At 43.7% G+C, this 25,268-nt stretch carries 24 protein-coding genes and 1 riboswitch; of the genes, 10 read left to right on the top strand and 14 right to left on the bottom strand.

Translation table 11 applies throughout. The features are described 5' to 3' along the window. Positions 1 to 3: 3 nt before the first annotated feature. The 4 genes from R7035_RS03405 to R7035_RS03390 all read left to right on the top strand — a co-directional run bounded on the left by R7035_RS03405 (position 4) and on the right by R7035_RS03390 (position 2,925). Positions 4 to 741, top strand: coding sequence for a nucleoside recognition domain-containing protein (locus R7035_RS03405; RefSeq protein WP_186585603.1), 738 nt, complete (start codon positions 4 to 6; stop codon positions 739 to 741). Further along, positions 741 to 1,208 (top strand): YjiG family protein, encoded by a 468-nt coding sequence (locus tag R7035_RS03400; protein WP_005374849.1) that lies wholly within the window; start codon positions 741 to 743, stop codon positions 1,206 to 1,208. Before R7035_RS03405 ends, R7035_RS03400 begins: the two co-directional genes overlap by 1 nt. 9 nt (positions 1,209 to 1,217) lie before the next feature. Beyond that, positions 1,218 to 2,342 (top strand): M20 family metallopeptidase, encoded by a 1,125-nt coding sequence (locus tag R7035_RS03395; RefSeq protein WP_186585062.1) that lies wholly within the window; start codon positions 1,218 to 1,220, stop codon positions 2,340 to 2,342. Positions 2,343 to 2,550: 208 nt separating this feature from the next. Further along, the gene (locus tag R7035_RS03390; RefSeq protein WP_262637806.1) at positions 2,551 to 2,925 is read left to right on the top strand and encodes a YkvA family protein; all 375 of its coding nucleotides are present in this window, start codon (positions 2,551 to 2,553) and stop codon (positions 2,923 to 2,925) included. Positions 2,926 to 2,934: 9 nt separating this feature from the next. Here R7035_RS03390 and R7035_RS03385 read toward each other — a convergent pair whose 3' ends face one another. The 5 genes from R7035_RS03385 to R7035_RS03365 form a co-directional block, all read right to left on the bottom strand. Beyond that, a complete protein-coding gene (locus R7035_RS03385; protein ID WP_262651672.1) occupies positions 2,935 to 4,128 on the bottom strand; it encodes a lipase family protein in 1,194 nt (397 codons plus the stop codon). Further along, a complete protein-coding gene (locus tag R7035_RS03380) occupies positions 4,128 to 4,601 on the bottom strand; it encodes a DUF6795 domain-containing protein (RefSeq protein ID WP_232284613.1) in 474 nt (157 codons plus the stop codon). The genes R7035_RS03385 and R7035_RS03380 overlap by 1 nt, the downstream gene beginning before the upstream one ends. Positions 4,602 to 5,004: 403 nt before the next feature. Continuing rightward, positions 5,005 to 6,309 carry a dicarboxylate/amino acid:cation symporter gene (locus R7035_RS03375; RefSeq protein WP_054576578.1) on the bottom strand — a complete coding sequence of 435 codons (1,305 nt, stop codon included), beginning with the start codon at positions 6,307 to 6,309 and terminating at the stop codon, positions 5,005 to 5,007. A 389-nt stretch (positions 6,310 to 6,698) separates the two neighbouring features. Next, on the bottom strand, positions 6,699 to 7,964 hold the full coding sequence (locus tag R7035_RS03370; RefSeq protein ID WP_167415841.1) for a DUF1835 domain-containing protein: 1,266 nt from the start codon (positions 7,962 to 7,964) through the stop codon (positions 6,699 to 6,701). A 280-nt stretch (positions 7,965 to 8,244) separates the two neighbouring features. Continuing rightward, complete coding sequence (locus R7035_RS03365; RefSeq protein WP_262651674.1) at positions 8,245 to 9,135, bottom strand: LysR family transcriptional regulator; 891 nt, start codon at positions 9,133 to 9,135, stop codon at positions 8,245 to 8,247. Positions 9,136 to 9,244: 109 nt separating this feature from the next. On the opposite strand from R7035_RS03365, the gene R7035_RS03360 reads away from it, so the two are divergent. After that, on the top strand, positions 9,245 to 9,553 hold the full coding sequence (locus R7035_RS03360; RefSeq protein ID WP_262651676.1) for a monooxygenase: 309 nt from the start codon (positions 9,245 to 9,247) through the stop codon (positions 9,551 to 9,553). 7 nt (positions 9,554 to 9,560) lie between these two features. Beyond that, positions 9,561 to 9,932, top strand: coding sequence for a hypothetical protein (locus tag R7035_RS03355; RefSeq protein WP_262651719.1), 372 nt, complete (start codon positions 9,561 to 9,563; stop codon positions 9,930 to 9,932). 65 nt (positions 9,933 to 9,997) lie between these two features. Here R7035_RS03355 and R7035_RS03350 read toward each other — a convergent pair whose 3' ends face one another. The 3 genes from R7035_RS03350 to R7035_RS03340 form a co-directional block, all read right to left on the bottom strand. Continuing rightward, the gene (locus tag R7035_RS03350; protein WP_005374875.1) at positions 9,998 to 12,166 is read right to left on the bottom strand and encodes a polysaccharide biosynthesis tyrosine autokinase; all 2,169 of its coding nucleotides are present in this window, start codon (positions 12,164 to 12,166) and stop codon (positions 9,998 to 10,000) included. 51 nt (positions 12,167 to 12,217) lie between these two features. After that, positions 12,218 to 12,658, bottom strand: coding sequence for a phosphotyrosine protein phosphatase (locus R7035_RS03345; RefSeq protein WP_031780905.1), 441 nt, complete (start codon positions 12,656 to 12,658; stop codon positions 12,218 to 12,220). 129 nt (positions 12,659 to 12,787) lie between these two features. After that, positions 12,788 to 13,906, bottom strand: a complete 1,119-nt coding sequence (locus R7035_RS03340; protein WP_017820139.1) for a polysaccharide export protein — start codon at positions 13,904 to 13,906, stop codon at positions 12,788 to 12,790. A gap of 458 nt (positions 13,907 to 14,364) precedes the next feature. On the opposite strand from R7035_RS03340, the gene R7035_RS03335 reads away from it, so the two are divergent. Next, on the top strand, positions 14,365 to 15,258 hold the full coding sequence (locus R7035_RS03335) for a hypothetical protein (RefSeq protein WP_262651677.1): 894 nt from the start codon (positions 14,365 to 14,367) through the stop codon (positions 15,256 to 15,258). A 69-nt stretch (positions 15,259 to 15,327) separates the two neighbouring features. Here the strand turns inward: R7035_RS03335 and nfsA are convergent, their stop codons facing one another. After that, positions 15,328 to 16,050 (bottom strand): oxygen-insensitive NADPH nitroreductase, encoded by a 723-nt coding sequence (nfsA, locus tag R7035_RS03330; protein ID WP_262651679.1) that lies wholly within the window; start codon positions 16,048 to 16,050, stop codon positions 15,328 to 15,330. 195 nt (positions 16,051 to 16,245) lie between these two features. Here nfsA and R7035_RS03325 point away from each other — a divergent pair, with 195 nt between their 5' ends. Both R7035_RS03325 and R7035_RS03320 read left to right on the top strand, forming a co-directional pair. Then, complete coding sequence (locus R7035_RS03325) at positions 16,246 to 16,887, top strand: MarC family protein (protein WP_005374889.1); 642 nt, start codon at positions 16,246 to 16,248, stop codon at positions 16,885 to 16,887. A 190-nt stretch (positions 16,888 to 17,077) separates the two neighbouring features. Then, a complete protein-coding gene (locus tag R7035_RS03320) occupies positions 17,078 to 17,950 on the top strand; it encodes a patatin family protein (protein ID WP_053303897.1) in 873 nt (290 codons plus the stop codon). A gap of 54 nt (positions 17,951 to 18,004) precedes the next feature. On the opposite strand, the gene gbpA is transcribed toward R7035_RS03320, so the two are convergent. The 3 genes from gbpA to R7035_RS03305 all read right to left on the bottom strand — a co-directional run bounded on the left by gbpA (position 18,005) and on the right by R7035_RS03305 (position 21,997). Next, complete coding sequence (gene gbpA, locus R7035_RS03315) at positions 18,005 to 19,468, bottom strand: N-acetylglucosamine-binding protein GbpA (protein ID WP_262651681.1); 1,464 nt, start codon at positions 19,466 to 19,468, stop codon at positions 18,005 to 18,007. A 98-nt stretch (positions 19,469 to 19,566) separates the two neighbouring features. Next, positions 19,567 to 19,667, bottom strand: a riboswitch (cyclic di-GMP riboswitch). Positions 19,668 to 19,934: 267 nt separating this feature from the next. Beyond that, positions 19,935 to 20,435 carry a fasciclin domain-containing protein gene (locus R7035_RS03310; protein ID WP_005384595.1) on the bottom strand — a complete coding sequence of 167 codons (501 nt, stop codon included), beginning with the start codon at positions 20,433 to 20,435 and terminating at the stop codon, positions 19,935 to 19,937. A gap of 80 nt (positions 20,436 to 20,515) precedes the next feature. Continuing rightward, complete coding sequence (locus R7035_RS03305) at positions 20,516 to 21,997, bottom strand: cryptochrome/deoxyribodipyrimidine photo-lyase family protein (protein WP_017820144.1); 1,482 nt, start codon at positions 21,995 to 21,997, stop codon at positions 20,516 to 20,518. 108 nt (positions 21,998 to 22,105) lie between these two features. Here R7035_RS03305 and R7035_RS03300 point away from each other — a divergent pair, with 108 nt between their 5' ends. After that, a complete protein-coding gene (locus R7035_RS03300) occupies positions 22,106 to 22,411 on the top strand; it encodes a DUF6482 family protein (protein ID WP_005374898.1) in 306 nt (101 codons plus the stop codon). A gap of 68 nt (positions 22,412 to 22,479) precedes the next feature. Here R7035_RS03300 and R7035_RS03295 read toward each other — a convergent pair whose 3' ends face one another. Continuing rightward, the gene (locus tag R7035_RS03295) at positions 22,480 to 23,460 is read right to left on the bottom strand and encodes a rhodanese-related sulfurtransferase (RefSeq protein ID WP_005374899.1); all 981 of its coding nucleotides are present in this window, start codon (positions 23,458 to 23,460) and stop codon (positions 22,480 to 22,482) included. 455 nt (positions 23,461 to 23,915) lie between these two features. Then, on the bottom strand, positions 23,916 to 25,211 hold the full coding sequence (locus R7035_RS03290) for an alpha/beta fold hydrolase (protein ID WP_186585073.1): 1,296 nt from the start codon (positions 25,209 to 25,211) through the stop codon (positions 23,916 to 23,918). Positions 25,212 to 25,268: the final 57 nt, after the last annotated feature.

The raw sequence follows: 25,268 nt of genomic DNA, 5'->3' as shown, positions 1-25,268 counted from the left end.
GTTATGAAAATTCCTGTTCAAACTGAGCGTAAAGTTACACTGGGGTGCTACGTTGCTCTGGCGTTTGCGGTTGTGTTCTTTTCTGGCCTGATGCAATCTAGCGAATGGTACGGTGTATTCGATTTTACAACGCTCAATGGCTCTTTCGGCAAGGTGGCGTATGGTGTCACCGAAACGGCTGACGGTGTGCAAGTTGCAACAACGTCGCTTCGCGGTACTGGTGGTAGCGGTGCTCGCGACGGTTTCATTTTCGCACTTACTTTGATTCCAACTGTTATGTTCGCCTTAGGTATGATCAACGTACTTGAGCACTACGGTGCACTTGAAGCAGCTCGTAAGCTTCTTACTCCTCTTCTACGTCCTCTAATGGGCATCCCTGGTAACTCTGGTCTGGCTTTAATTGCTTCTCTACAAAGTACCGATGCAGGTGCGGCAATGACGCGTCAGCTAAAAGATGAAGGTCACCTAACTAAGCGTGAAACGGACGTATTTACCATGTTCCAGTTCACTGCAGGTGCAACCATCGTGAACTTCTTCTCATCGGGTGCTGTGCTGTTCACACTGACGATGGCTGACGGCTCTCTAGCAGTAACTTCTTCTATTGGTTTGGCGGTTGTGGTGATGTTCGCGTTTAAGATCATTGGTGCGAACCTGTTCCGTATCTACCTAAACATGACGGAAGGTAACGAAGACAAGCAAGACCAAAACAAATCAGAGAACCTAAAAGAGGAGACGGCATAATGGGTGACGTTAAAGCGAAAAAACCAATGGTGACGGATATCTTCGTCGAAGGTGCTAAGAAAGGTTGGGTGATTGCGACTACCTCTACGGTTCCTAACGTATTAATGGCGTTCGTTATCATCAAAGCGCTGCAAATCACTGGTGCGCTGGATCTGATGGGCACTGTGTTTTCTCCAATCATGGCGGTGTTTGGTCTTCCGGGTGAAGCTGCAGCGGTATTGATCGGTGCTTGGATGTCGATGGGTGGCGCAGTGGGGGTGGTTATCACGCTGTTTGACCAAGGTATCCTTAACGGCACGCACATTGCGATTCTAGCGCCTGCCATCTACCTTATGGGCTCTCAAGTTCAGTACATGGGTCGTATCATGGGCCCAATCGGTACTGAAGGTCGTTACATCCCAGTTATGATTGCAATCTCAGTATTGAACGCGTTTGGCGCAATGCTGGTGATGAATCTGTTTGTCTAGGAGTGAGTCATGCAATTCTCTCTAAATGAATATCTAGAAGAGCTACGTCCGCTAATCAATGTGGATTGTGGCACTTACACGACTGATGGCATCGAGTTCATCGCTTCTCAATTTGAAGATAAGTACCAAGCGATGTCAGGTTGGAGCGTAAAACGCATCGACTGTGGCAGAGCGGGTGTTGGTCTTGAAGTTCGAAACAAGCCGGAAGCTGAGCAAATCGATGTGATGCTAATTGGTCACATGGATACGGTGTTCCCTGTGGGTACCGCTGAGCTTCGTCCAATGTTTCAAGATGCAGAGAAAGCGTACGGTCCAGGTGTGTCTGACATGAAATCTGGTTTGCTGAACATCGTGTACGCGATGCGTAATCTAGACCAAGCGGTGTTGGATAAGCTGTCTATCGCTATCTGCATGAACCCAGATGAAGAGACGGGCTCTCTGAACTCTGTGGATTGGATTCAATCAGTAGCGAAAAACGCTAAGAATGTACTGGTTGCAGAAGCGGCACGTGCAGACGGTGGTTTAGTGAAAGCGCGTAAAGGCATGGCTCGCTACAAAATGACCTTTAATGGCGTTGCTGCTCACGCAGGGAACGAGCCAGAAAATGGCCGCAGCGCAATCACTGAGATGGCGAATTGGATTCTAGCAGTCAATGCAATGACCAACTTTGAATCTGGTACCACACTGAATGTCGGTATTGTTTCTGGTGGCAACGGAGCGAACATCGTCCCTGAGCACGCTGAAGCGATCGTGGATGTGCGTTTCTGGAGCAACGAAGAATACGATGATGTCGATAGCAAGCTAAACGGCATGCTGGAAACACCATTCGTTGATGGCGTGAGCATTGAGTTGGTTAGTGAAGCGTATAAGCCTTCTATGGTGCCAAGCCCACAAACAGAAAGCTTAATGACATTAGTTGAAGAAGCGGCAAGTGAACTGGCGATCGACATCAACTGGAAAGAAGTCGGTGGCGGCTCTGATGCAAACAATACGGCGATTCTTGGCGTTCCAACTTTGGATGGTCTAGGACCTATCGGTGCGGGCTTCCACAGCGATCAAGAGTACTTGTTGCTTGAGTCTATCGAACCGCGAATCAAAATGCTGATGCGTGTATTGGAGAAGATTGCTCAATAGGGCATTCTGCTTTTAAAGCTTGGTTCCCAAAGTTTTTGGCTTCAACCTTTTGGTTTGCAAGACTTTTTTCCAATGCAATAATCCCCGGACTTCGGTTTGGGGATTTTTCTATCTGTGTTTCACTTTACTATCATTTCTTGTTATTAATCTTGCGTTCAGGTTCGATTAATTAATATGTTGGACATAGTCATAAATTTCGGAGGCAACGATGACCACAACAATGTCTGTAAAATCGGCGCCGAAAGACGCCAAAGATCAAACGATGCAAGCGCCAGATGAGAAAACATTCTGGCGAAAAATGAAAGGGTCGGTTAAGAAAGCGGGTGAAGAAATTGCCGTAATGGGCATTAAATCATGGCTCGCGATGACAGATTCTAACACCTCTGTTCGCCATAAGGCGATTTTAGGTGGTGCGCTGGCATACTTTGTCCTACCAACAGATATGGTGCCAGACGTACTCGCTGGCGTCGGTTTTACCGATGACATGGCAGCACTTACCTTAGCCGCGAACTCAGTCGGTAATGCCATCACTAAAGAACACGAAGCACAAGCCAGAGAAAAACTGAATTCGATGTCTGATTAAGTTGAAAGTTTATTTTACAGCACTAATAGCCATTTGTGCTGCTCGATAAAGTTTTCCAAATACCATAAGAAAAACGTTTCTAATAAACTTTGCAGACATATCTTCAATTGCTCTTACTGGTTTTCCAATAAACACCAGCATATGGCCTAACAGCCCTTTGACTTGTGATTCTCTTACTTTAGAAGCTTTAGCTACTTTTTCTATATTTCTGGCGAGTATATCATAAAATGTCATTCCAGTAGATACTGTGGCTTGGGCTGCTATTGCTGCAAACAAGCCAGTATCTTTTAATAAGGTTATTAATGCTGCTTGAATTCTTTCTGACCAATATTCTGTAAATGATGCTTGGTTTCTGTGCTCAAACTTAAATCTAGTAGGTGTATACAAGTACTTGTTAGATCTGACTTTTATTGCTCCCCACGTTTCGGAGTTAGCATTATCTAAATACCCTAAGCTTGTTTCGCTAGACATACTATGAGCATTTAAATTAAAGCCAGTACTAGCGTCTAAGCGGTACTCATCGCCATTATGTGGAGCATGAATAAATGGCCAGACAGGTACTTTAGGCACAGGATCTGCGCCGTGAGTACAGCGGTATACTTTGTCGTTGCTTTTACTAGATTTACGGGAATATTGTTCTAAACCAACTCTAGGTGCGCCAAAAGTATATAAATTCACTCTTAATGAATATTCTTCTCTCAGCCAATCAGAACATAATGAAGCCAGAGCTCCTCCTAAGCTATGCCCAACACAATGAATACGGTTAGGTAAATTTTGGCATTGCTGTAAATATTGTTTTATGCTTGGTTTGATACTTGAAAATGAATTAATAAATCCAGCATGAGCGATAGAGCCATTTGGAGAGCCTTTAAGGCCGACATTTAGGTTGGTTACCCAATCATTGGCGTTTTGCGTCCCTCTAATGGAAATTACTAAATCTCCCTTATATTTTCCTTTCCCAATACCAATTACCGCAAATGCTTCAGATGTTCTCATTACACCAGGTACCACTTTTCTAAACAATGGTATACGATCTAATCCTGTGATGCCTCCAGTTCGGCCACTAAAAACATCTTGCTGCGAAAATGCAAAGTGTTTTTCAAAACCTCCTTCTCCCCTAAACGCTAGTCTCCCTTGTCCCTGGTATACTCCATACGGTATGTTCGCGATCTCTGATGCAAGTTTTGGTGTTAAAGACGGCATTATGTATCCTCCGTAAACTCTGTTTTATATAAAAATCCATTTAAATTGCAGTTGCTAATAACCATTAGATCTCGAGCACTTTCTAGATTGATATTTTTGAAAAAATATCGGAATTCTTTATTTTTAAGCTCACAGTAAAGGTTATTTAAGTTATCTTTTATAAATATAGGCGGTGAAACGTAGCTTAACTGAGACTCCCAAATGTACTTCTTTTCTTCATTTATATAGGTATATATTCCGATATATGAATATGTTTGATTCAAAGCTGATTCTTTAAACCTTTGAGAATGTATGACTGGCTTAAAGTGAAATTCACCTAACTCATTAGTAATTGAACTCCTTTTGTAAGCATTCTTTAAAAAATTAGCTTCTAAGTAAACGGTTAAATTTTTTAGAGGTCTTTGATCAAGAACTAAAGTACCTTTTATCTCTGGGCTTAATGTATATTTAAATTTCTTAAAAAAATCGAACATACTTTCGTTGAAACCTAATGCAAGTATTGGAAATGAGAATATGAATAAAAAAAGACTATTTTTAAACATGAAATTATGATGTATGTATCTTAGTACCAACTTAATTATCAGACTACTATCTATCGCGATTTGGTTTTGAACTTTAATTTGATAATGGAATTTGTATCTCTATATGATGAAAATGTCCCTTATATCATTTTCAAAGTGATAAACATAGGCGAGTTATCTTAACCCTCTAGATGAACTAATATAGAATCTAACTACTGACCTATTAGTAATTGAAACAACCTCGGGGGACGAGAATTTTATCTAAACCTTTTTGATTTCGGGTTAATTGGAAATAAAAAACCACCTTAGAGTAAGGTGGTTTTTGCTTAGACAGGATAATTTAACTTGGAAGTATTTAAGCTTCCGCGCGCTTCAGATGCACTTCTTCTTCGGCTACGCCTGCCATTGGGTCGTTGAAGCGAGCTTCATCCAATGCACCTTCTGATTTCGCAACGATGACGGTTACTGCACTGTCACCAGTGATATTTACCGCGGTACGAATCATATCAAGAAGACGGTCAACACCCATGATGAGCGCGATACCTTCAAGCGGCAGACCAACTTGGTTCAATACCATAGCAAGCATGACAAGACCCACACCAGGAACACCTGCGGTACCGATAGACGCCAGAGTTGCCGTCATGATAACCATTAGGTAATCGCCCATAGTTAAATCAATATTGAAAGCTTGAGCAATAAACGCAGTTGCTACGCCTTGCATGATCGCCGTACCGTCCATGTTCACGGTTGCACCAAGTGGTACTGTGAACGATGATACACGGTTCTCAACACCCATGCGGTGCTTTGCTGTTTCCATTGTCACTGGAATCGTCGCGTTCGATGATGCTGTAGAAAAAGCAAACATGATCGCGTCTTCCATCTTGCGTAGGAACGTAATTGGGTTTAGACCTGTGAAACCTTTTAACATTAAGCTGTAAGTAACTAGACCGTGTAGGACAAGCGTACCAGCCAGTACTAAGAAGTACTCTGCCAGATTGACGATCGCGCCCAGACCAAGACCAGTAAATAGCTTCGCCATTAAGAAGAACACCCCATAAGGCGCCAAGTTCATCAAAATCGCGACCAGTTTCATGATCACTTCATTCAGATCAGAGAAGAATGCTGCGATGCGTTCGCCTGGTTTACCCGCTGCACTGATCGCGATACCGAATAGCACGGCGAACACGATAACTTGCAGAGTTTTACCTTCTGCCATTGCGCTGATTGGGTTGGTCGGGAACATATCGATGATCACCTGACCTAAAGATGGCGCTTCGGCTGATTTGAATGAACTTGCTGCCGTTAGATCTGCCCCTGCCCCTGGCTGGAATAGAGTACCCATAGTTAGAGCAAGCGTAATCGCGATAGCCGTTGTCGTAACGTAGAAAGCGAGGGTTTTACCGCCCATGCGACCCAGTGTAGAGAGGTCTTTGAGAGAGCTAGTACCACAAACTAACGAAACAAATACTAGCGGTACAACAAGCATTTTTAAGCTGGCAACGAAGATCTGTCCACCAACTTCGAATAATCCATTAACAATGTATGCGTCGACAAATCCGTTGTCGGCAAAAAGTGTGCGAATTGCAAATCCTGTCAAGATACCCGCAACCATACCTAAAATTACGCGGCTGGTAAGCGACATCGGTTTCTTGGTATTCATGAGAACACTCCTTATAGTTATGCACCTTGAGTTCACTTCAAAGCGGCGAGCAGATTAGCAGCGGAGTGAGAAAATACGAAAGAATAATCCTCTAAATGGTTAATAGATGTGAACTTTATCACTAATAAAAATGGGATTTTAACCAAATATTAACGAATTGGCCGGATTAAAAGTTTGTATTTTAACACTTTTATCGAATATACAACCGATAACAAAGAGGATTTACAATAAATTTTAATAAGAGATAGAGTGCATACTCTCTTTGAGTGGATGCATTTCTGCATAACTATTTAAGTTGTATTCAGACTAGCGGTCGCTTCTTTAGCGATACTTTAGTATTGAGTGTTCATCAGAGCCAACGAACCTTTTATGCTTTCATATTTGTCAACTCAATGATGGTTGGCAAGTGTAGTTAGTTGGAGGTGATCCCAGCTCCAATAACTTTGACTGGTATTTTTAATCCCTCCAACCCAATAGCATTGTTTCGCTCGTATTAAACCCTCCAAACACTGCTTGCCAGCCTCAGTGATACGGACGCTTTGTTCCCACCAGTGCCTTTCACGTGACTCAATCGTGATCAAAGGTGTTTGACACTGTGCTAGAGGGAGGAGTAACGCGTAAAACATCACGTCTCCTAGGTAAGGAAGAGGTTCTAGTTGTTGATATTGCTCAAACCAATCTTTGATGGGAATTGAACGATTTTGCGAGCTCAAGACCTTTAGTGCGAGGTGTTGTGTCAAGCTCAATCCAGTTTGTGAATTAGGTAACTCTTGCAAATGGCGTTTAAGCACGTTGAATATATTGGGCAAGCAATCCAGGTTATGCTGCTGAATCAAATTAACTATGGAAATAGGTGTCGGTGATGTAATAGCGTGCCAACACCGTTTAGCCTGACTGAATAATTTTGCTGTCACAGGTTTACGATATCGCCAACAAGAACGAATAGCTTCTTCAGGCAACTGCCCAAAGCCGATGAATCGCTCAGTACCCGGAAACTGGTTCAACTCAATGATCTCTATCACTTTGTTCTCTACATTCTCTAACAGTGTTAGAGCACGAATTAGCATCAATTGATCATAGCTGTCATGTTCGACCCAAAAGACGATTCGTTCAAATACATCACTTTGCAACAGATCGAGGTTTGATTGTTCCAATGTGACTATATCTTGAACCGAGTCTTCACGCTTCATCACAGGCAGCAGAGTCTCTACGACATATTGGGCACGAATGGCAAGGAAGTTCTGTGGTGTTGCTGGTATGGGGCCAATACAAAGCGGATCGATCAGGGCTAAAAATGTCCCTTCAAATCCGCTGGCTTTAAGTTGTTGTTGAATGTCGTGGCCACAACGAACGTGTAGCGTTTTTACTTTCGCATCTAGGGGCGGTTTTTGTTCTTTGATGGCTCGTTTGTGCGCTTCTAGCTCTTCGACATGAGCTTTTAGTTTACTCCAACTGGATAAGCCCAGTTCTCTTGCGAGTGCATGTTGAACGTCAGCCAATTGAATTGTATTGGGAGTCAATGACTCTGGTTTGGAGTGACATCGCTTAACTAACTCCAACGTAGCGTCATCGTATAGGCGGATAGCTTTGAGCCTTTTTTTAGCAATGGATTTTTGCTGATTGATATTGATCGAGAAGCTATTTGTAGAGTTCATATTTCACCTTTCTTATTTCTTCCACACTCGCCTAAATAGAAGCTAAAAAGAAGGTAAAAACAGATTGTGCCTGCTAAACCAAGCAGGTGAGGATATTGCCGTGAACCGAGTTCTTTCCGCGAGTGTTGGGTGCTTTAGGCATGAGCAGAGTGATAGTAGGTGGTCGCTATCCTTCGTGCAACCTTTTGTGAGAGTGTAGCGTCACAAAATGGCCGTTTCTCTATATTTAGGGAGAATCAATAGGCGATAACACTAGCGATTCAACTCAATACCACTGTCGCTAGGCTCGAGTTTCTACACTTTTGAGTAAAGTACGATAAAGCGCTTGAGTCGCAGGACCACTTTTGGCTCCTTTGGGCAAAGTGAGGTGCAGCGCAACTTGATATTGATGGGAGTGTTCGATCTCCAATACTTTAATTTTATCGCTCTTGCGGGCTGCGACTAAGTGCGCTGGTAGCCGACAAAATCCAGCGCCTTGCTCTACGGCGTGAAAAGCGTGGTCGAAGTTATCGACGGTAATACGCTGACGTGCGCGTAACCAACCCACATCTCTTTTCGTTTTGTCTGAATCACCTAAGTCACGGATGACAATTTGGCTGGTGGTTGCAAAATCGTCGATGGAAACATGCGGCTTTTTAGCGAGTGGATGGTGTGCTGCGATTACAGGCAGCATGGTTGTTACGCCAAATGCTTCGGCAGGGTAGTTGGTTATCGGTAAGTTGATGATTGCGATGTCAGCGAGCTCATTTACGACCATTTCGGTTGTTTTGCTCAGTGACGTTTCAACCACTTGAACGGAGGTCGTGTTGTTGTCCTCCAAAAATTGACTGAGTGGTGCATAAAGCCAACAAGGGTCACAAAGATGATCTACTGCGATCGTGATTTGAGATTCCACCCCACTTTTTAACTGCTCGCTGATGACTTCTAGTTCCCGCGCTTGTTCAAGCATGGATTGTGCACGACGCAGTATGGTTTTGCCGTGCTCTGTCAAACCCGCTTTGCGCCCTCGTACTTCGATAAGTTGAATACCAAGTTGGTCTTCTAACTTCCTCACCGAGTAGATCAATGTGGTATGGCTCTTGTTGAGCAGTAAAGCTGCGGATTGAATGCTGCCTTCTTGATTAATCGCTTGTAGCGTTTGCCATTGTTCTAAGGTCGTTTTTAGTCTCATGAGTCAATTTTTTAGACAGTTAATGGCAAAATTATGAACTTTTCTGTCAGTTTTATAAAGGTAATAATCTTGTCATCGAAAACGAGTCAATAAGAAGAGGAGACTCAAGATGGCGAAATTATTGCAAGTTGATTTTGAATTTCATGGTCCGTTTGGTGACGAGATGTCGAATGATCTGGTCGACTTAGCTAAGTCGATTAACCAAGAGCCGGGCATGATTTGGAAAATCTGGACGGAAAGCGAAAAAGACAAACTCGGTGGTGGTATCTATCTTTTTGAAGATGAAGCCACGGCGCAAGCTTATCTCGAAATGCATGCCGCACGCTTACGAAAAATGGGCGTAGTCGAAGTACGAGGTCAAATTTTCGATATCAATGTGCCGTTAACGACGCTCAATCAAGGGCCTATTAGAGGATAAGGAGATGATGACCAACCGCACTTTTCTAACCGTTCATGGTGTCGTATATACGGTATTCGCTTTTGCGTTGTTTTTTGTACCAACCATAATGTGGCCGATGTATGGAGTACAAATTAACGACCAGTACGCGCTGTTTTTATCGCAGCATACTTCGATCTTTTTAGGTGGAATCGCAGCGGTGAGTTTGATGTTACGTAATGTGGAATCAGGGCATACTGCGAAACATCTGTTTAAAGCATTATTGATTACTAATGGCTTAGGGGCAGTGATTACTACCTATGCCGGCATTATCGGAGTATTTGTCGGTTTTGGTTGGAGTGACCCAATATTCTTTGTCTTGCTTAGTTTGATTACGTACAAGCAATTAAGAGTGCAATAGAAAAAGCCCTGCTGTTTCTAGCAGGGCTTTGTCATATTTGGTTTAATTAGCGATCTAAATTCAACTTATGATTCGCTTTTGTACGCGTAGTTATAGTAGCCGTATCCATAGCCGTATGAGTTAGATGCCTTTTTCTCAACTGCATTGAGAATCACACCTTTAACTTCAACGCCTGATTGCTCGAAGCGACCTTGCGCGACTTCAATCTCCTTCAAAGTCGTTTGATCAAAACGAGCGACCATCAGAGTTGTTCCTGCAAGCGCGCCAACAATGCTTGGGTCGGTAACTGCGAGTACAGGCGGTGTATCGATGATGACTAGATCGTATTGTGCAGACATCTCGTCAACAAAGCTCTTGAAGCGAGGGTGCATAAGAAGTTCTGACGGATTTGGTGGTACTTGGCCGCGAGTCACAACATCTAAATTATCAATGGATGTAGATTTAATGATGTTGCTAAGGGATGTCTTACCGCTCAAGTAATCAGAAAGACCGTTGTCCCAACGTAGACCGAAGCATTGCTGCAAATAACCTTTACGCATATCCGCATCAATAAGCAGCACTTTCTGACCGGTTTTCGCAGCGACGGCCGCAAAGTTGGTCGATACAAATGTTTTGCCGATAGATGGTGCAGGACCTGAAATCATAAGAACGTTATTCTTCGCTTCCATCATTGCAAAGTGCAAGCTAGTGCGAAGACTACGTAGAGCCTCAATGGAAAGATCGGCTGGGTTAGCTTCCGCTAGAAGGACTAGCTCATTGTTGCTGCCTTTGTTGCGCTTAAGCTTGTTTGCAAATTCCAGTTGTTGAATAGATTTTGGAACGCTTGCGTAAACTGGCATGCCAATCTGTTCAATTTGATCTGGTGTTTCCACACCACGGTGGAATGCTGCACGAATTAATACGAAAGCAACGCCTGCCATACCGCCAAGCAGTGTTGCTAGCACAACGATAAGCGCTTTTTTCGGCTTAATTGGCTTAGAGAAAGATTGAGCGTTATCTAAGATTCGAACGTTGCCAACTGTTCCGGCTTTAATAATGTTGAGCTCTTGAACCTTGTTCAATAGTTGGATGTAGATTTGTTGGTTTACTTCTACATCGCGTGTCATACGTAGAACTTCACGCTGTGTTTTCGGTAACTTTTGAACTTGTTTATTAAGACGTTCTTTCTCTTTTAATAGTGTTTCACGTTTATCAAGTAGCGACTTATAAGCTGGGTGATCCTGTGTGAAGCGTTGGCTGATCTCACTTTCTTTGAATGTAAGCTCATTTAGCTGTGCTTCTAACTCAACCATTACTTTCAGCGTTGACTGAGCTTCAAGGCCTAAGTCGATAGATTCATTTTCTTGACGGAACCGATTTAAAACGTCTTCAGAAGCGGTCAGTTTTGTTTTGATGTCTGGGAGGTGACCTTTCAAGAACTCGAGGCTTTGCTCTGCCTCTGCAGAATTTCTTTGAACGTTTTGTAAGAAGTAGTTTTGGCTAATGTCGTTCAAGATATCTTGAATCTTAGCGCGGTCTTCACCAGAGAAGCTTAAAGATATAATCCCGGTTTGCTTACCACGTTCGCTAATCGATAAGTTTTCTTGAAGTTTATTAATTGCATCTAATTTACTGATTTTGCTGACCGTGAATGAGTCACCAGTTTGAGCCACAAGCTCAGTCGCCAAAAACTGGTATCCATTCTTCTCAAGCAGTTCACCAACTTTACCTTCTAGAATGACGTTATTGTCATCTTCTAAGAGCCTGAACGTCTGTTTTTCAGAATCAATAACTTCAAGAGTTAAAGGAACGCCAACTGCGTAAGAAGGAGCATTAAATCGTGAAACGCTCAGACTGATTTGCTCACCTTGTAGTCGAGCTAGGCCTTTACCAATAATTGGCATGTAGTTTGGAGAAACGACAGTCGTTAAGTTGAACTTATCAACAGTACCGCCCAAGATCATACGAGATTTGATGATCTCTATTTCTGTTGTCGCTGATGATTCTGCTGAAAACAGCTCTCCCATATCACCAACCATCGCTGAAATACCACCTGAACTCTTACTTTCGATTTGGATAAGAGCGTCAGCTTTATAGATAGGTGTTGATAGAATGGCAACGCCGACGCCTATAATCGAAAATAGGACTACGGTACATAGAATGAGCCATTTGGCATCGAGAATGATCCCAAATAACTTTCCCAAATCGATCTCATCGTCGGCTTGACGTGATTGCTTAATAGTTTGTGTTGTCATTACTTTAACTTCTTAAATACCTTGCCATTGGCGTTTATTTAGCCTTACGGCTTATAGTTTTTGAGACCACGCTTTTGCTGCTTTTTCTATAAGCGTATATGCATGTTCGAAAGCTTCTCTACTTTGTCTGTATGGATCAGGGATGTTTTGTTCATTTATCCACTGTCCAAACAGCATCGTTTTACCTCGTGCCTCAGGAGCGATTTTGGTTAAGGCTTCTAAATGACCTTTTTCCATAACCAATATCAGATCGTATTGAGCGCAAAGCTCAGGTGTTAATTGTCGTGCTTCGTGTCCATCTAAGCTTACGCTATGTTCGTTCGCGATAGTGGTTGCCATCTCGTCAGCAGCTTTTCCCGTTAGATGGCTCTTATCTACTGCGATTCCTGCTGATGCGACATGTTTGTTTGGTAGTAAAGACTGCAAAAGCCGCTCTCCTGTTGGAGAGCGGCAAATATTACCAACACAGACGACAAGAATATTAGAAAACAAATGCTTACCCTACTTTAAGTTGTATGCTTATGATCTCAACTAAATTGCTGGCTTCTTTATATTGCGCAATTGAGCTGAGTAGCTATCGATTACGTGCCGCAAGAGATAATTTTCTTGCGGCACGTTGTTTTACGGCCAAGTGCGTACTCGTAGTACACCTTCAGTTAGTTCATTAAAGCCGGAAATGGTTGGAACGAGCTGAGCAATCACACGATTCCAACGACTAACAGGTGCAGCCGTCACATAGACTATGTCGTAAGGGTTGAGATCAAACTCAGTACCAATCACCAAAGCAGAAGCGTCAGAAACATCTAGCTGATAAATGTCCGCCATTTTAGCTTCTTCTTTTGAACGTCTGATGACAAACACACCGGTAGCATCTGCGGAGATTTCACTGATACCACCAACGCTGCTAAGAGCCTCAGTAAGGCTCATGCCGCTACGATCAATTTTGAGTAATTTCGGATCGTTAACCTCGCCCATAACAAATACTTTTTGCGCATCGTTTCGAGGAATATGAACAATATCGCCAGGCTTTAGAAGGCGGTTTTGAGTTAAATCGCCTTGTTGCATCAGAGCATACAAAGAAACGTTTTCAACAACGCCATTGCGTGTCAGTGTCGCATTACGCCAATCAGCCTCGGCAGCCAGTCCGCCAGCTCTATTCACAGCATCTAGAAGTGTAAGGGGGATGTTTGTAATTGGTTGTTGTCCTGGCTTGTTAACTTCGCCAGTTACATAAGTCTTTTTAGAGCGAAATGCCGCAACGCTTACATCGACCTGTGGGCTCTCAATGTATTTTGCAAGGCGGCTTGCAATGTCTGCACGAATCTGACGTACGTTTTTGCCTTCAACATGTACGACACCTATGTAAGGGTAGAAGATCGTGCCATCCGAATGCACCCAGTTACCCGCTTCGGCTGAGCTTCGGTATGAGCCCGCTGGGATCGTTAGCTCTGGGTGATCCCAAATAGTGATATTTAGGATATCGCCAGGTCCTACTTCGTATTCATATTTTGCGATTTCAATATCTAACTCTGGGTTTGGTTTTGAAAAAGGGTCCACTGAATTTAAAGACGTTACGCGCTCCAAAGTTAAGGGATAAACGGTAACCTGAGACTCTATATCACTCGATTCAGTGCTCATGACTGTTTTGTCACTGACCGAAAGGTGGCTACCAGGCAAAGTACACCCTGTAAGAAGGATAGGAAGTACTGATATCCCCAAAAATTTATTAAATGTGTTCATTGGTTTATAACTACCGAAAGAAAGTTTGCCGACTGAAATTGATTCATTCTAATTGAACTGCATTTCATCAATATTGATGATTTACTGCAGTTTTAAGCCTTTAGAAAGCGAGTCCATTCAGAATTATTTGTGTAATAAACACTCCAAATGGCTGCTAGCGACTTAGAGCTCTTAGTTTCATTAATGAAGGTGTGAAAATCCGACCCACAAAAAATAGTCAACTATTATCCATCTGGTTGCAATAAAGGCAACAAGTTACTTGAAAAAATACTGACGAATACATGACAAAATTGTGTCTATTTAACGTTATTGAGATGAATGCATGATTTTGCACAAGCAAACAGGCAAGAATGTGAAAAAACTCATGCCAAAGTTGTATGCATCCTATTTACACTATATGCAACTGCCGTTATGCTTCCTGTTGCGGTCGGATATAACAACAAATATTGGAGCTAATTTTGAAAATCAAACTTTTAACGGCAAGTGTGGCAGCAGTCCTACTAGCAGGTTGTGGTAGTGACAGCGACCCTGAGGTAAAAAGATACTCAGTTCAGGCTTATGACCCAGCTGTTATCGGCATGAAAGTTCAAGCAGTATGTGGTGGTGAGACATACGACGCGATTGAAAATACAACAAACTATGAAGGTATGGTTGGTAAAGCGCGTTTTGAAAATATCAACGTTGTAAATGCGCCAGGTGATTGTGCTTTCGTATTAACGCACACAGAAGATAGTAAAGACGCGTCAAATGGTAAACCTATTACATCTGACTACAAAATCCCTCAAGGCCTAGCCCAGACGGATTCATTGGTAACAGGCTCTCCATTTACGACTTTGGTTGCTAACTCTTTAAAAGATGGTGAAGTATACTCTTCTGATATCGCTGAAAAAGTATTCGAGAATTTGGGTATCGATATCAATGCAAGTGGTAAAACAGTTGACGAAATCCTTCGTGATACAGAATCTGTAGTAGCAGGACTTGGTAGTGAGGGTGGTAACAGCGCACTTGCTACTCAGCTAGTTGCAACAGCAAACGTTGTATCAGATATCATCAAAGCGAACCCAACAGCTTCGCCTGAAGCTGTAGCTGTTGCTGCAAAAGCAATAACAGAAGATGTAATCGCGGCGAACCCAAATTATCCTGAGAATGATTCGGGTGATGTTATCTACGTAACGATTCCAGCTGAAGATACTCAGAAAGTTGTTGCTGATGTACAAGAGGCTATCTATAACGAGATTCCATTAGAAGATATCGAACCTGACGTACCACAAATTCCAGATGCGGAAGTCGGTGAGCCAATTGAACCTGAAGATCCACCGGGTCCAGGCACTGGCGCGACAGGCGGTAACTAAGCAAGTTTTTGCTGATAAATTCTAAAGGCCTCTTCAGAGGCCTTTTTTGATCCTATCGTATTGTGGTCATCACCTTTTAGTGAGCCCTTTACTGTTTAAGTAAGGCAGGATATGCGGACGTGATTCGCCAGCCAGTTTACTGGTGACTTCTTGCGACCAAGTACTCTGTTTTTGATTGCTCGAACGGTTTGCATAGTAGTTTTGCATAGTTTGGTCATACGTCTGAATATCATCCAAGTTTAGGTCTTGATACTGATTTTCATGCACCACGACATGCTTAGGTAGGCGAGGTTTTACTTCAGGGGCTTGATCTGGATGACCAAGACACATACCAAATAAAATGGCGGTATTTTTAGGTAAACCTAATAATTCGTCTACTTTTTGGGCATTGTTTCGTAAACCACCAATATACACACCTCCTAGTCCCATCGACTCCGCCGCAAGCAAGCAATTTTGTGCCATGATGCCCGAGTCTACAGCGCCTATTAGCGTTAACTCGGTAAAATCAGCTTGAATATCTGGGTTGATACTGGCATGGCGCTGGTAATCAATACAAAACACCAAAAACTCAGCCGCGCTTTCAACGTACCCTTGATTTCCGGCATATTGAGCTAATAGTGTACGTTTTTCTTTGTCGGTCACGCGGATAATTGAAACGACTTGCAACATGCTTGATGAGGACGCCGCAAGGCCGGCTTGAAGAATGGCATCTAATTGTTCGCTCTCAATCGGTTGTGAGGTGAATTTTCGAATTGAGCGGTGATTGAGAATTGTTTGAATCGTGCTGTTCATGGTGACTTAACATCCCCTGTTACGTGTAAAGGCTGAAGACTCACCTTAGCGACATTTGATGAGTCGGTAAACTATCTCAAAAGAAAAACAATGCTTGGCGCATAAGTGTGAAGGCGAATCGAGAATACACCACTCTTTCTGTTTGAGAGCGTATATACTGTTTTTAGAATCAATAATTTAAATGCAGTGGAAAATATGAAAGAACTCATTGTTCATACAGTTACGGTGTTTATGGGCTTCTTTGCCATCATGAACCCTATCGCCAATATCCCCATCTTTTTGAGTTTAACTGCTGATGAAGATAAAGAAACCATCCGTTCCATTGCGCTCCGCTCAGTCTTTATTGCATTTATTATCATCGCGATATTTTCTATTGCAGGTAAGTTAATTTTTGATTTGTTTGGTATCACGCTTTATGCATTGCGAATAACAGGCGGTATTTTGGTGTTTTTGATAGGTTTTAACATGCTTCAAGGTGATTCGACGCATCAGAAAACCAAAGAGAAGGCGTATTCACCAGCTCAGCAACGGGCGGCATTGAGTATTGCAGTGTCTCCATTGGCGATGCCAATATTAGCTGGGCCCGGAACGATTGCTACCGCGATGAACTTTGCGACAGCGGGTGGTTTCGATCAAACCATTATTACTATCGTTTCTTTCGCTGTCCTTTGTGTGATCACCTATGTACTGTTTTTGTTTGGAGACAAATTGGTCAAAGCGGTTGGACCAAGTGCTCTAAATGTTGTGACTAAAATGATGGGCTTAATTCTAGCGGTTATTGGTACTCAAATGTTCATTGATGGCGCGGGCGAAGCCTATAAAACGGTTTTCTCCTAGATTTCTCTTAGACCTTGCCACCTTGGTTAAGCCCGCAATTACATTTCTAACGGGTACGGATTTTTTGAACTTTAGTTTTCATTTTCTAAGAGAGAAATAAATAGACTTCACCTATTTCAATAATAAGAATATTCAATTGTTGTGATTGCACGAATTTCATTACTCTTTTGGCAAGGAGAATGGGGGAAATATGGCAACAAAAGCAATTGTAGTAGAAGGTGGCGCGATGCGAGGCGTCTTCGCAAGCGGAGTGTTAGATGCGTTTTTAGAGCAGAGTTATAAACCGTTTGATTTTGCAATCGGTGTATCTGCTGGTGCATCAAATTTGATTGGGTATTTGACCGACTACCCGCATCGCAGTATTAACGTCATTACTAAGCTGGCCACAAGCAAACGCTTTTTTGACCCAACTCGCTTCGTTAAAGGTGGGGACCTCATTGATGTGAAGTGGCTGTTTGAAGAATCTAATCGCTTGTATCCCGTCGATGAAAATAAACTGTTTAATGGCGTTCCTTTTCTCGCAGCGACAACAAATGTAGATACAGGGCAGGCAGATTACTATCGCGTGACACGTGATAATTTTCACCATGCGATTGAAGCGACAACAGCATTACCGATTGCCTACAAGCATACCCCTTGTTTTTCTGGCGGTTGTTATACCGATGGTGGGGTCGCTGACTCTATCCCAGTGCGTGAGGCTTATCGTCGAGGGGCTCGCGACATAACCGTAGTACTCTCTCACCCACTGAATTATGCCAAAAAGCCAGTTAAGACCACATGGCTGATGAAGAAACTTTTTGCGGAGCACCCCAAAATGGCGGATGCGATGTTAAGACGTGCAGATAACTATAATCAATCATTGGAGTTTATTCGTAACCCTCCACCAGGAACACATGTTAGGGTAATTGCCCCACCAGATAATTTTCATGTTCAGCGCTTATCAATGCGACAATCCGTTTTACTAGAAGGGTATGAAATGGGGCTGATTGAGGGGCGAGCGCATCTCACTAGTTTATCTGGTGTTTATGGTTTAGACCGGGAAAATTGTCATTTTTGCGTTTGATTATAAAAGAGCCTCATAGTGAGGCTCTTTTTACTTAACGTTCAAAAGGGTGATTTAGTTGACTTTATCCCAAGCCATCTCCCAGTGTGAACCTATTCCAGGCTCGTAATGGTTTGCGCTTTCTTTCCACTGCATACAGTAACCAGAGTATGGGAAAGGTTTACATTGATAAATGCCCCCGTCGCTGGCAAGCACTTTTGTGCTCGCCGTGTAGCTAGATAGTCCTTCAGGGAAGACAAAATCGTACTCACCAGATGGTGGTGGCGTTACTGGATCTTCTTTTAAGTGAAAGTCGAGCGTTTGCTGATCCACCAAGTTGCCATCTTTATCCTTAATACGTGTTACGAGCATATGGTGACCCGGCTCCGATTTACTTAAAGCGAGCGATATCGCCTCTACCGAGCCGTCTTTCATTTCGTTTGCCCAACTTGCAAGTGGTTCGCGATGGTGATTGTAAACGGTGAGTTCTGCATTTAAATCGCCTTCAGCAGTTAGTGTCAGATCCAACGTTGTCGGTGTTGACTCAATGATATATTCGTCTGCTAAGCCATCTACTGTGAGTGAGTATTCTGGAACAGGAGTTTCAATGTTATAGCCGATCTCTACTCGCTCAAGGCCGCTATTTGCTTGCAGATACACCGGATTAGTACCATAAACAGGAGTGAATTTATCCTCTGCATACTGCCCGGCTTGCAGTTTTGCTTGTTCTTGGTTTAGCTTAGTCGCGAGTGCGTAAGACCAGTTTTTCGCTTGGCCCATTGCTGCATCGGTAATTTCTAGTTCAGTTCTATACGCTATGTTTTCACCTGCTTGATCAAATACGCGCGTATAAACCGAATCCCCAATATTTAAATCCATTGTAGGAATAATTTGACCGCCTTGCTTCCAATCTGGAATAACGGGACTGTCACCATCAAATTTCACATCGATCACGTTATAAAATGAGGCTGCAGTGTCGCCAACATCCCATACTGCCAGGATGACATGGTATCCCTCGCGAGTAGGCACATTACATTGATGGCTTACCTGTTTCGGGGGTTGAACCATATTGCCGTCGACGACACAGAAAGGAGTTAGATCAAAAGAGTCTCGTGATAGTGAAGCGTTTGGGTTCCAATCAGGCTTGGTGATGTAATATTTCCAGTCGCGCGTCACGTGGTTAGCGGTAAATGTCCATTCAAAAGTTTGTGTACCTGCTTGAATAGGGCGTTTTACCCAGCGGTCGGCAGTTTGCTCATCAAGGGCAGCTGCTAAAGCGGTTTCGGCACTCGCTATTTTACCATCGCGAGGCCCTGTTTCGGGAAAGCCATCAGGGCCTTCAACGCTTTGCGGTTCATATTGAATCGCACCGCAGTTATTATTTTTTTCGTTAGTATCTGGCGTTGGATACTTACATAGTGCCGAGCGACTTGCAGCGACACCACCATTGGTTTCTGATACATAACCGTGAGCCGCAGCACCTGAGCTAATGCTTGCAAGTGCTAACGCGAGTACGGATTTGGTTGGAAATGATTTCATCACATGTCCTCTGTTATGGCTGACAAACTAATGTCACACCCCGGCGCATGCTGAGCATAAAGCAACGCTACAGAAATTGGACTTCTGTAACACTGCGTCATGGTAACCCCGCTATCATGAGCATTCTTTTAGATTTTTAAATGCTGACAGACCGGAAGCTTTGCGTCCCACCCTTTCGAATGGTTTGCCGAAATGTGATTGAGCAGCCAAAATTTAGCTTAAGAATTTACATGTGGAAAAGTAAACGTCACTGACATGGAATCCTGTTCTCAAATTGAAAGATAACGATATCTTAACCTCGTCAATATTGTGCAGTGTCGTATTGCAAGGTATTGATTTTAATTTTGTTTTTATCCTTTTTATAGCCATGGTGAATGAGTGGGGGTGGGGATAAGTGGAGAGGAATCGTGCTAAGGGTGGAAGAAGTTCTGTCTAAAGGGCGGATTGTACCGCCCTCTGAATGGTGTTATTTCGGCATGATGACAGTATCAATCACGTGAATGACACCGTTTTTAGCTTTCACATCGGTTGCAATGACATTTGCATCGTTAACCATGACTTTATCGCCCATGGTTTTAATCATCACATCTTGCCCCTGAACCGTAGTCGCTTTGTCTAGCTTAACAACATCGGCAGCCATCACTTTCCCTGGGACGACGTGATAAGTCAAAACAGATACTAACTTGTCTTTGTTTTCCGGCATTAAGAGCATGTCGACTGTGCCGTCTGGCAGTTTTGCAAAAGCGTCATCCGTTGGTGCAAAAACAGTAAATGGGCCTTCCCCTTTGAGAGTGTCAACCAAGCCCGCTGCTTTCACCGCAGCAACAAGCGTATTGAAAGAGCCGTTTTCAGCGGCAACGTCGACAATATCGGCTTTCATCATGCCATGCTCATGAGCCTTGACGGGAAGCATAAAAGATAACGTCGCCATCAGTGTCGCCGCGATAACTAAGATACGTTTGAACATAATGTGTTCCTTACTAGTTGAGGGTACAACGGGTTCCCTGGAGTGTGTTTGCATTTGTACGCATTGTGATTGAGAGATGATCATCGCGTCCTACTTTCTTTTGAGGGTCTAACATGTCGCGCAAGAATTCGTCTGCCTTCTTGTTTCACATCGGCTCGTTTCCGCCACGTCCATAAGCGCTCTCTTGCTGCCTTAGCTGCGTTGTCTGGTGTGATAATAGGTGCAAGGTAACGGCTATCTGGCTGCAACTGATACATGACAGCTTCCATCTGGGTCATTGTCCAAGGCTCGAATAAAAGAGGGGGAGGAACCATTTGCAATTCAGGTACCCACTTGTAGATGAACGTGCCGTCAGGATCATGTTCTTGGGCTTGCTTGATCGGATTATAAATACGGATTGTGTTAGTCCCGGTTACTCCTGCTTGCATTTGGAATTGTGGGTAATGAATTCCGGGCTCAAAGTCGAGAAACAGTTGCGCTAAATGCGTTACACCTACTCGCCAATTCATGTTCATGTGGTGAGTAAGAAAGCTAACCAGCATGGCACGCATGCGAAAGTTAATGTAACCAGTGTGGTGCAAACAGCGCATGCAGGCATCAATCAAAGGTACGCCAGTATGCCCGGATTTCCATGCTGCTAACTTTTCTTCATCGAAAGTACTACTTTGTTTAATCAATGGTTCGTAAGCCCGATTAACGCAGTAAAACTCCATGTCGTATTCCGATTCGAATTTTTGGATGAAGTGACAGTGCCAATGAAGCCGTGAAGACAATGCAATTAAGCTGCGACGAAACCCAGCGACTTGCCAGTGTTTCAAAAGGTATTGATAAACTTCACGCAAGGATATGTTACCCCAAGCGAGATATGGAGAAAGTCGAGTACAGGCTGTGCGTGAGGCTGTGGGACTAGAAATGCTTCGATAGTAATCACGACCTCGACGATGGAAAAAGTCCTCTAGTGTTTTCCAAGCGAGCCGGCTTCCTCCCGTTTGCATTCCTTTGCATTTTGATAGCCAGGATGATGGTGGCGAAAACGAACAGCCGAGAGCTTCTGCATCCAATGAATGCAATAAGTCGGTTTGGAGCTCAATAGGGCTTATTGAGGCTCTCATGACAGAGTCCCAATGTTTGTCCCAACCTTGCCGGTTTATTGCACCTCTGATTACAGCACCGTGTTCGAATTCAAACCAGTCGATGTTCTGCTCATACAGCCAAGCGGCAACTTGTCGGTCTCGTTCAAAGGTGCAGTTGAGTCCTATTTCTTGGTGAGAAAAAACAGCGTTGATTTGATATTGCGCTTGAATTGATTGGAAACATGCTAAGGCATCGTCAAACAGCACCGTGATTCGATGCCCATACGCTTTGAGCGTTTCATCCATGTCTTGCAGTGATTGCCAAACAAATCGCCAGTGGCGCTCAGAATAGTGTGGGTTGTTCAATAGCAATGGTTCAACAATATACAAAAGCACAGTTGGGTGCTTTGTTGATAATGCTTGAGTTAGTGGTTGATGGTCAGTCAGCCTTAAATCTCGCTTTAACCACACGACATTGATTGTTTGCATCGGAATCCTCTTTGTTTCCGATGTTGTACGCAAGTAAACCGAAGAAATCTCATCCAATGATCGGTTTTATTCTACAAAACGTAGAGGTAACTTTCAGGGAGGTGACACATGGCAATACCATTGAGTAAGTTACAAAAATACTTCTATGTAGACAAATTGGTCATTCATTCGCTTGATCTCGCATTGTACCAGGCATCTGTTGTGATTGATGGAGAAGCGCAATTTATCACTGATGACAACGGTATCTTTTTGAGGGCTCATTCCCTGATCGAGATGCAAAAGAAGTGCAGGAATATCAAAGCAAATAAGCAGGTCTTAGTGCATCAAAGTGCTTATGATGAAATGGTGGGGCTACCCGAAGGCAAAAGAGACAATCAACTAGAGGTATTGGTGAGGGATACAAAATTGTATTGAAAGAGTATTGTTGCGTAGTAAAAGCGAGCCACCTTACGGCAGCTCGCTAAATATAAGGAGAGTTGGGCTTAGTCTTGTTTACGCTGCGCTTCTTTTTGCGCGTACTTAGCGGCACGTCGGGCTTCTCTTTGCTTGGCACTTTCACCACCAACATGCTGCTCGCCTCGCTGCTCTGCAAGAACAACTTGTTTTTCACGCTCGCGGAATCGAGCAATTTGTTCTTCTGAGTGTGTGCCGTGACATTTTGGACAGCTCACGCCTTGCTCGAACAATTCTGACTGTTTGTCTTCTTCAGTGATCGGTAGACGACAAGCGTTACATAAATCGTAATCTGCTTTTTCTAGCTGGTGGTTCACTGCAACACGACCGTCAAATACGTAACAATCGCCTTCCCACATGCTCTCTTCTTGAGGAACTTCTTCAAGATATTTAAGAATGCCGCCTTCTAGGTGGTAGACCTCATCAAAGCCCTGTTCTTTCATGTAAGCCGTTGATTTTTCGCAGCGGATACCACCGGTACAGAACATCGCAACTTTCTTGTGTTTTGCCGGGTCCATGTTTTCTTTTACATAGTCTGGGAATTCACGAAAGGTTTCAGTATTTGGGTTTACAGCGCCTTTGAATGTCCCGATCTCGATTTCGTAATCATTACGTGTATCGACAACAAACACTTCAGGATCAGCAATAAGATCGTTCCACTCTTGAGGTTTCACGTAAGTACCCACCACGTGGCGAGGGTCTATACCTTCAACACCTAATGTTACGATCTCTTTTTTCAGTTTCACTTTGGTGCGATTGAATGGCTGGGTCTCAGAATACGACTCTTTGTATACGGTGCCAGTCAAACGAGGTTCGTTGTTTAGCCACTCCAGTAGCGTATCAATACCTGCACGATCAGATGCAACAGTACCGTTGATACCTTCACTTGCCAGTAGTAATGTTCCGCGAATATGGTGTTTTTCCATCAACGCAAGTAATGGCTCGCGTAGCTCTTGATAGTTATTCAGCTCAACAAACTTGTACAGCGCACAAACTACATACTGACTCATGAGGTTTCCTTTAAAAATACAGGTGGTCAACGACCTTAAAATTTTAGCGGCACGAAGTATACCTGACTAAACTAGTCGGAAATACGGACAAATTATACGGATATTATGAGTAGGCGGGGCCTGGCGGTCTTTGATAGGGGGAGCATGTCCGCAGGTGAAGCCGCTATGTGTTCAAATTATAAGCATTAATTATAGTGGGTTAGGTAGGTTGGAGCCGATACTTTTGGTTTAAATTTATGCTGTTTTGGGCCCTTCAAAAAAGTTAGGCGCAAGAAGCACCAAGTAATCACCGGAGTCATTGACAAGGAAAGGACATGTCGCAGTTTTATACATGAGGTGGTGAGGGATAAAGGTTTAGGGACAAAGAGTGAATGACTGATCGCCATTGTTCATAAACCGCTATAAACGCCTTTTCATCAAATACTAAAAAGGCGTATTTCTAACGTCTGTCCTGCTTATTTCAACGCAGCTGCGGTCTGTTTACCCATGGCAATGAGCCTGTCGAGAATGCGTTCACCGTCGGCACGCAAACCGTTGTGCTCGTACTCGTTGGTGATCCACGCTTTTGAATTTGGGATTAACGCGAGCGTCTCTCGGCTGATATCCATTTCAACAAACATATCATCGGCGTAAACGGCGCAACTGACAGGCACTTTATTTTGAGCCAGTTGATTTTGATCGTACAGCGCAGCCCAATCGTCTTTCGCGGCCAATATTTCTGCGGCGTCTTTTAGTGGTTTAAGGTTGACGTATTGGTCGAACATCCACGGGAAGACCATTTCCCCCGTAAAGTAAAATGGCTGGCCAAGTTCATAATTAAACTCTGGTCGGGTTTGGCGAACACGGTGCGCACTCCAACTCGACGCAAAGCCTTGGCAGTAAATCGATTCATGCAAAATGGCGTAGATCGGGTTGGTTTGGAAGTTTTGCTGCGCCAACATATCGTTCAAGAACTCATAGCGAAGTTGTGGTTTGCCGTTCACTTCAATCAACGCGCTTTCTAGCCAATAGTAAGTTGGCAAGAAAGTATCACTCACACCAAAATTGATGCCGATTTGTTGAAATTGTTCCACCGTGAAGCGTTGACCATTTGGTAGGTACTCTTCATTTTCCAGCAAGTGATTCGCAATGTTTTGGCAAAGTTGTTGCGCACTTGGAAATTGTTGGAAGAACGCTTGGTTTTTCTCCATGGTGCGTTTGAAGGTGGCTTCATACACATCGTCGGCATGACGCGAGACTGATGGCACGCCACCTGTGATGTAGCTTTGTAGCAAGCTGTCTGGGAACAAAGACAAATAGGTGAGGGAGCAAAACCCACCAAAGCTTTGACCTAAGATCGCCCATTTTTCGACGCCAAATTGCTCACGAATGTATTCCGCGTCGCGCACGATGTTATCCGCTCGGAAGTGGCTCAAGTAGTCTGCTTGTTGCTCTGGCGTGAGGTGAGCAAGCGTCTGGTGATTAATTACGCTGCTGTTGCCCGTACCGCGCTGGTCGAGAAGCAAAACTCGGTACTCTTGCAGGGCGCGTTTTACCCAGCCATTATTGCCGTTTTGACGTGGAGAGGGAAAGCCAGGCCCGCCCTGAAAGTAAACCAACCAAGGTTTGGTCGATTCTTCATCGCCAACTAGGCAAACCGAACGGGCGAAGACTCTAATGGTGCCTTTGCTTGCGTCTTGGTAATCCAGAGGAACGGTAAAACTGTGGGGAGTGTAATGCAATCCTGCGTCGATAAATGATTGAGCGTTCATTGTTATCTTTATTTCCTTATTGAGGGGTAGCGCTACTTTACTGCGAATGGCGCGAAG

Source organism: Vibrio sp. 1731 (assembly GCF_033339955.1).
Classification (GTDB): domain Bacteria; phylum Pseudomonadota; class Gammaproteobacteria; order Enterobacterales; family Vibrionaceae; genus Vibrio; species Vibrio alginolyticus.
This window is presented reverse-complemented; position numbering and strand designations above follow the sequence as displayed.

Bases quoted from the DNA above. Each gene is read 5' to 3' on its own strand.
- R7035_RS03405 (WP_186585603.1), top strand. From the start codon at position 4: ATGAAAATTCCTGTTCAAACTGAGCGTAAAGTTACACTGGGGTGCTAC.
- R7035_RS03400 (WP_005374849.1), top strand. From the start codon at position 741: ATGGGTGACGTTAAAGCGAAAAAACCAATGGTGACGGATATCTTCGTC.
- R7035_RS03395 (WP_186585062.1), top strand. From the start codon at position 1,218: ATGCAATTCTCTCTAAATGAATATCTAGAAGAGCTACGTCCGCTAATC.
- R7035_RS03390 (WP_262637806.1), top strand. From the start codon at position 2,551: ATGACCACAACAATGTCTGTAAAATCGGCGCCGAAAGACGCCAAAGAT.
- R7035_RS03385 (WP_262651672.1), bottom strand. From the start codon at position 4,128: ATGCCGTCTTTAACACCAAAACTTGCATCAGAGATCGCGAACATACCG.
- R7035_RS03380 (WP_232284613.1), bottom strand. From the start codon at position 4,601: ATGTTCGATTTTTTTAAGAAATTTAAATATACATTAAGCCCAGAGATA.
- R7035_RS03375 (WP_054576578.1), bottom strand. From the start codon at position 6,309: ATGAATACCAAGAAACCGATGTCGCTTACCAGCCGCGTAATTTTAGGT.
- R7035_RS03370 (WP_167415841.1), bottom strand. From the start codon at position 7,964: ATGAACTCTACAAATAGCTTCTCGATCAATATCAATCAGCAAAAATCC.
- R7035_RS03365 (WP_262651674.1), bottom strand. From the start codon at position 9,135: ATGAGACTAAAAACGACCTTAGAACAATGGCAAACGCTACAAGCGATT.
- R7035_RS03360 (WP_262651676.1), top strand. From the start codon at position 9,245: ATGGCGAAATTATTGCAAGTTGATTTTGAATTTCATGGTCCGTTTGGT.
- R7035_RS03355 (WP_262651719.1), top strand. From the start codon at position 9,561: ATGACCAACCGCACTTTTCTAACCGTTCATGGTGTCGTATATACGGTA.
- R7035_RS03350 (WP_005374875.1), bottom strand. From the start codon at position 12,166: ATGACAACACAAACTATTAAGCAATCACGTCAAGCCGACGATGAGATC.
- R7035_RS03340 (WP_017820139.1), bottom strand. From the start codon at position 13,906: ATGAACACATTTAATAAATTTTTGGGGATATCAGTACTTCCTATCCTT.
- nfsA (WP_262651679.1), bottom strand. From the start codon at position 16,050: ATGAACAGCACGATTCAAACAATTCTCAATCACCGCTCAATTCGAAAA.
- R7035_RS03325 (WP_005374889.1), top strand. From the start codon at position 16,246: ATGAAAGAACTCATTGTTCATACAGTTACGGTGTTTATGGGCTTCTTT.
- R7035_RS03320 (WP_053303897.1), top strand. From the start codon at position 17,078: ATGGCAACAAAAGCAATTGTAGTAGAAGGTGGCGCGATGCGAGGCGTC.
- gbpA (WP_262651681.1), bottom strand. From the start codon at position 19,468: ATGAAATCATTTCCAACCAAATCCGTACTCGCGTTAGCACTTGCAAGC.
- R7035_RS03310 (WP_005384595.1), bottom strand. From the start codon at position 20,435: ATGTTCAAACGTATCTTAGTTATCGCGGCGACACTGATGGCGACGTTA.
- R7035_RS03305 (WP_017820144.1), bottom strand. From the start codon at position 21,997: ATGCAAACAATCAATGTCGTGTGGTTAAAGCGAGATTTAAGGCTGACT.
- R7035_RS03300 (WP_005374898.1), top strand. From the start codon at position 22,106: ATGGCAATACCATTGAGTAAGTTACAAAAATACTTCTATGTAGACAAA.
- R7035_RS03295 (WP_005374899.1), bottom strand. From the start codon at position 23,460: ATGAGTCAGTATGTAGTTTGTGCGCTGTACAAGTTTGTTGAGCTGAAT.
- R7035_RS03290 (WP_186585073.1), bottom strand. From the start codon at position 25,211: ATGAACGCTCAATCATTTATCGACGCAGGATTGCATTACACTCCCCAC.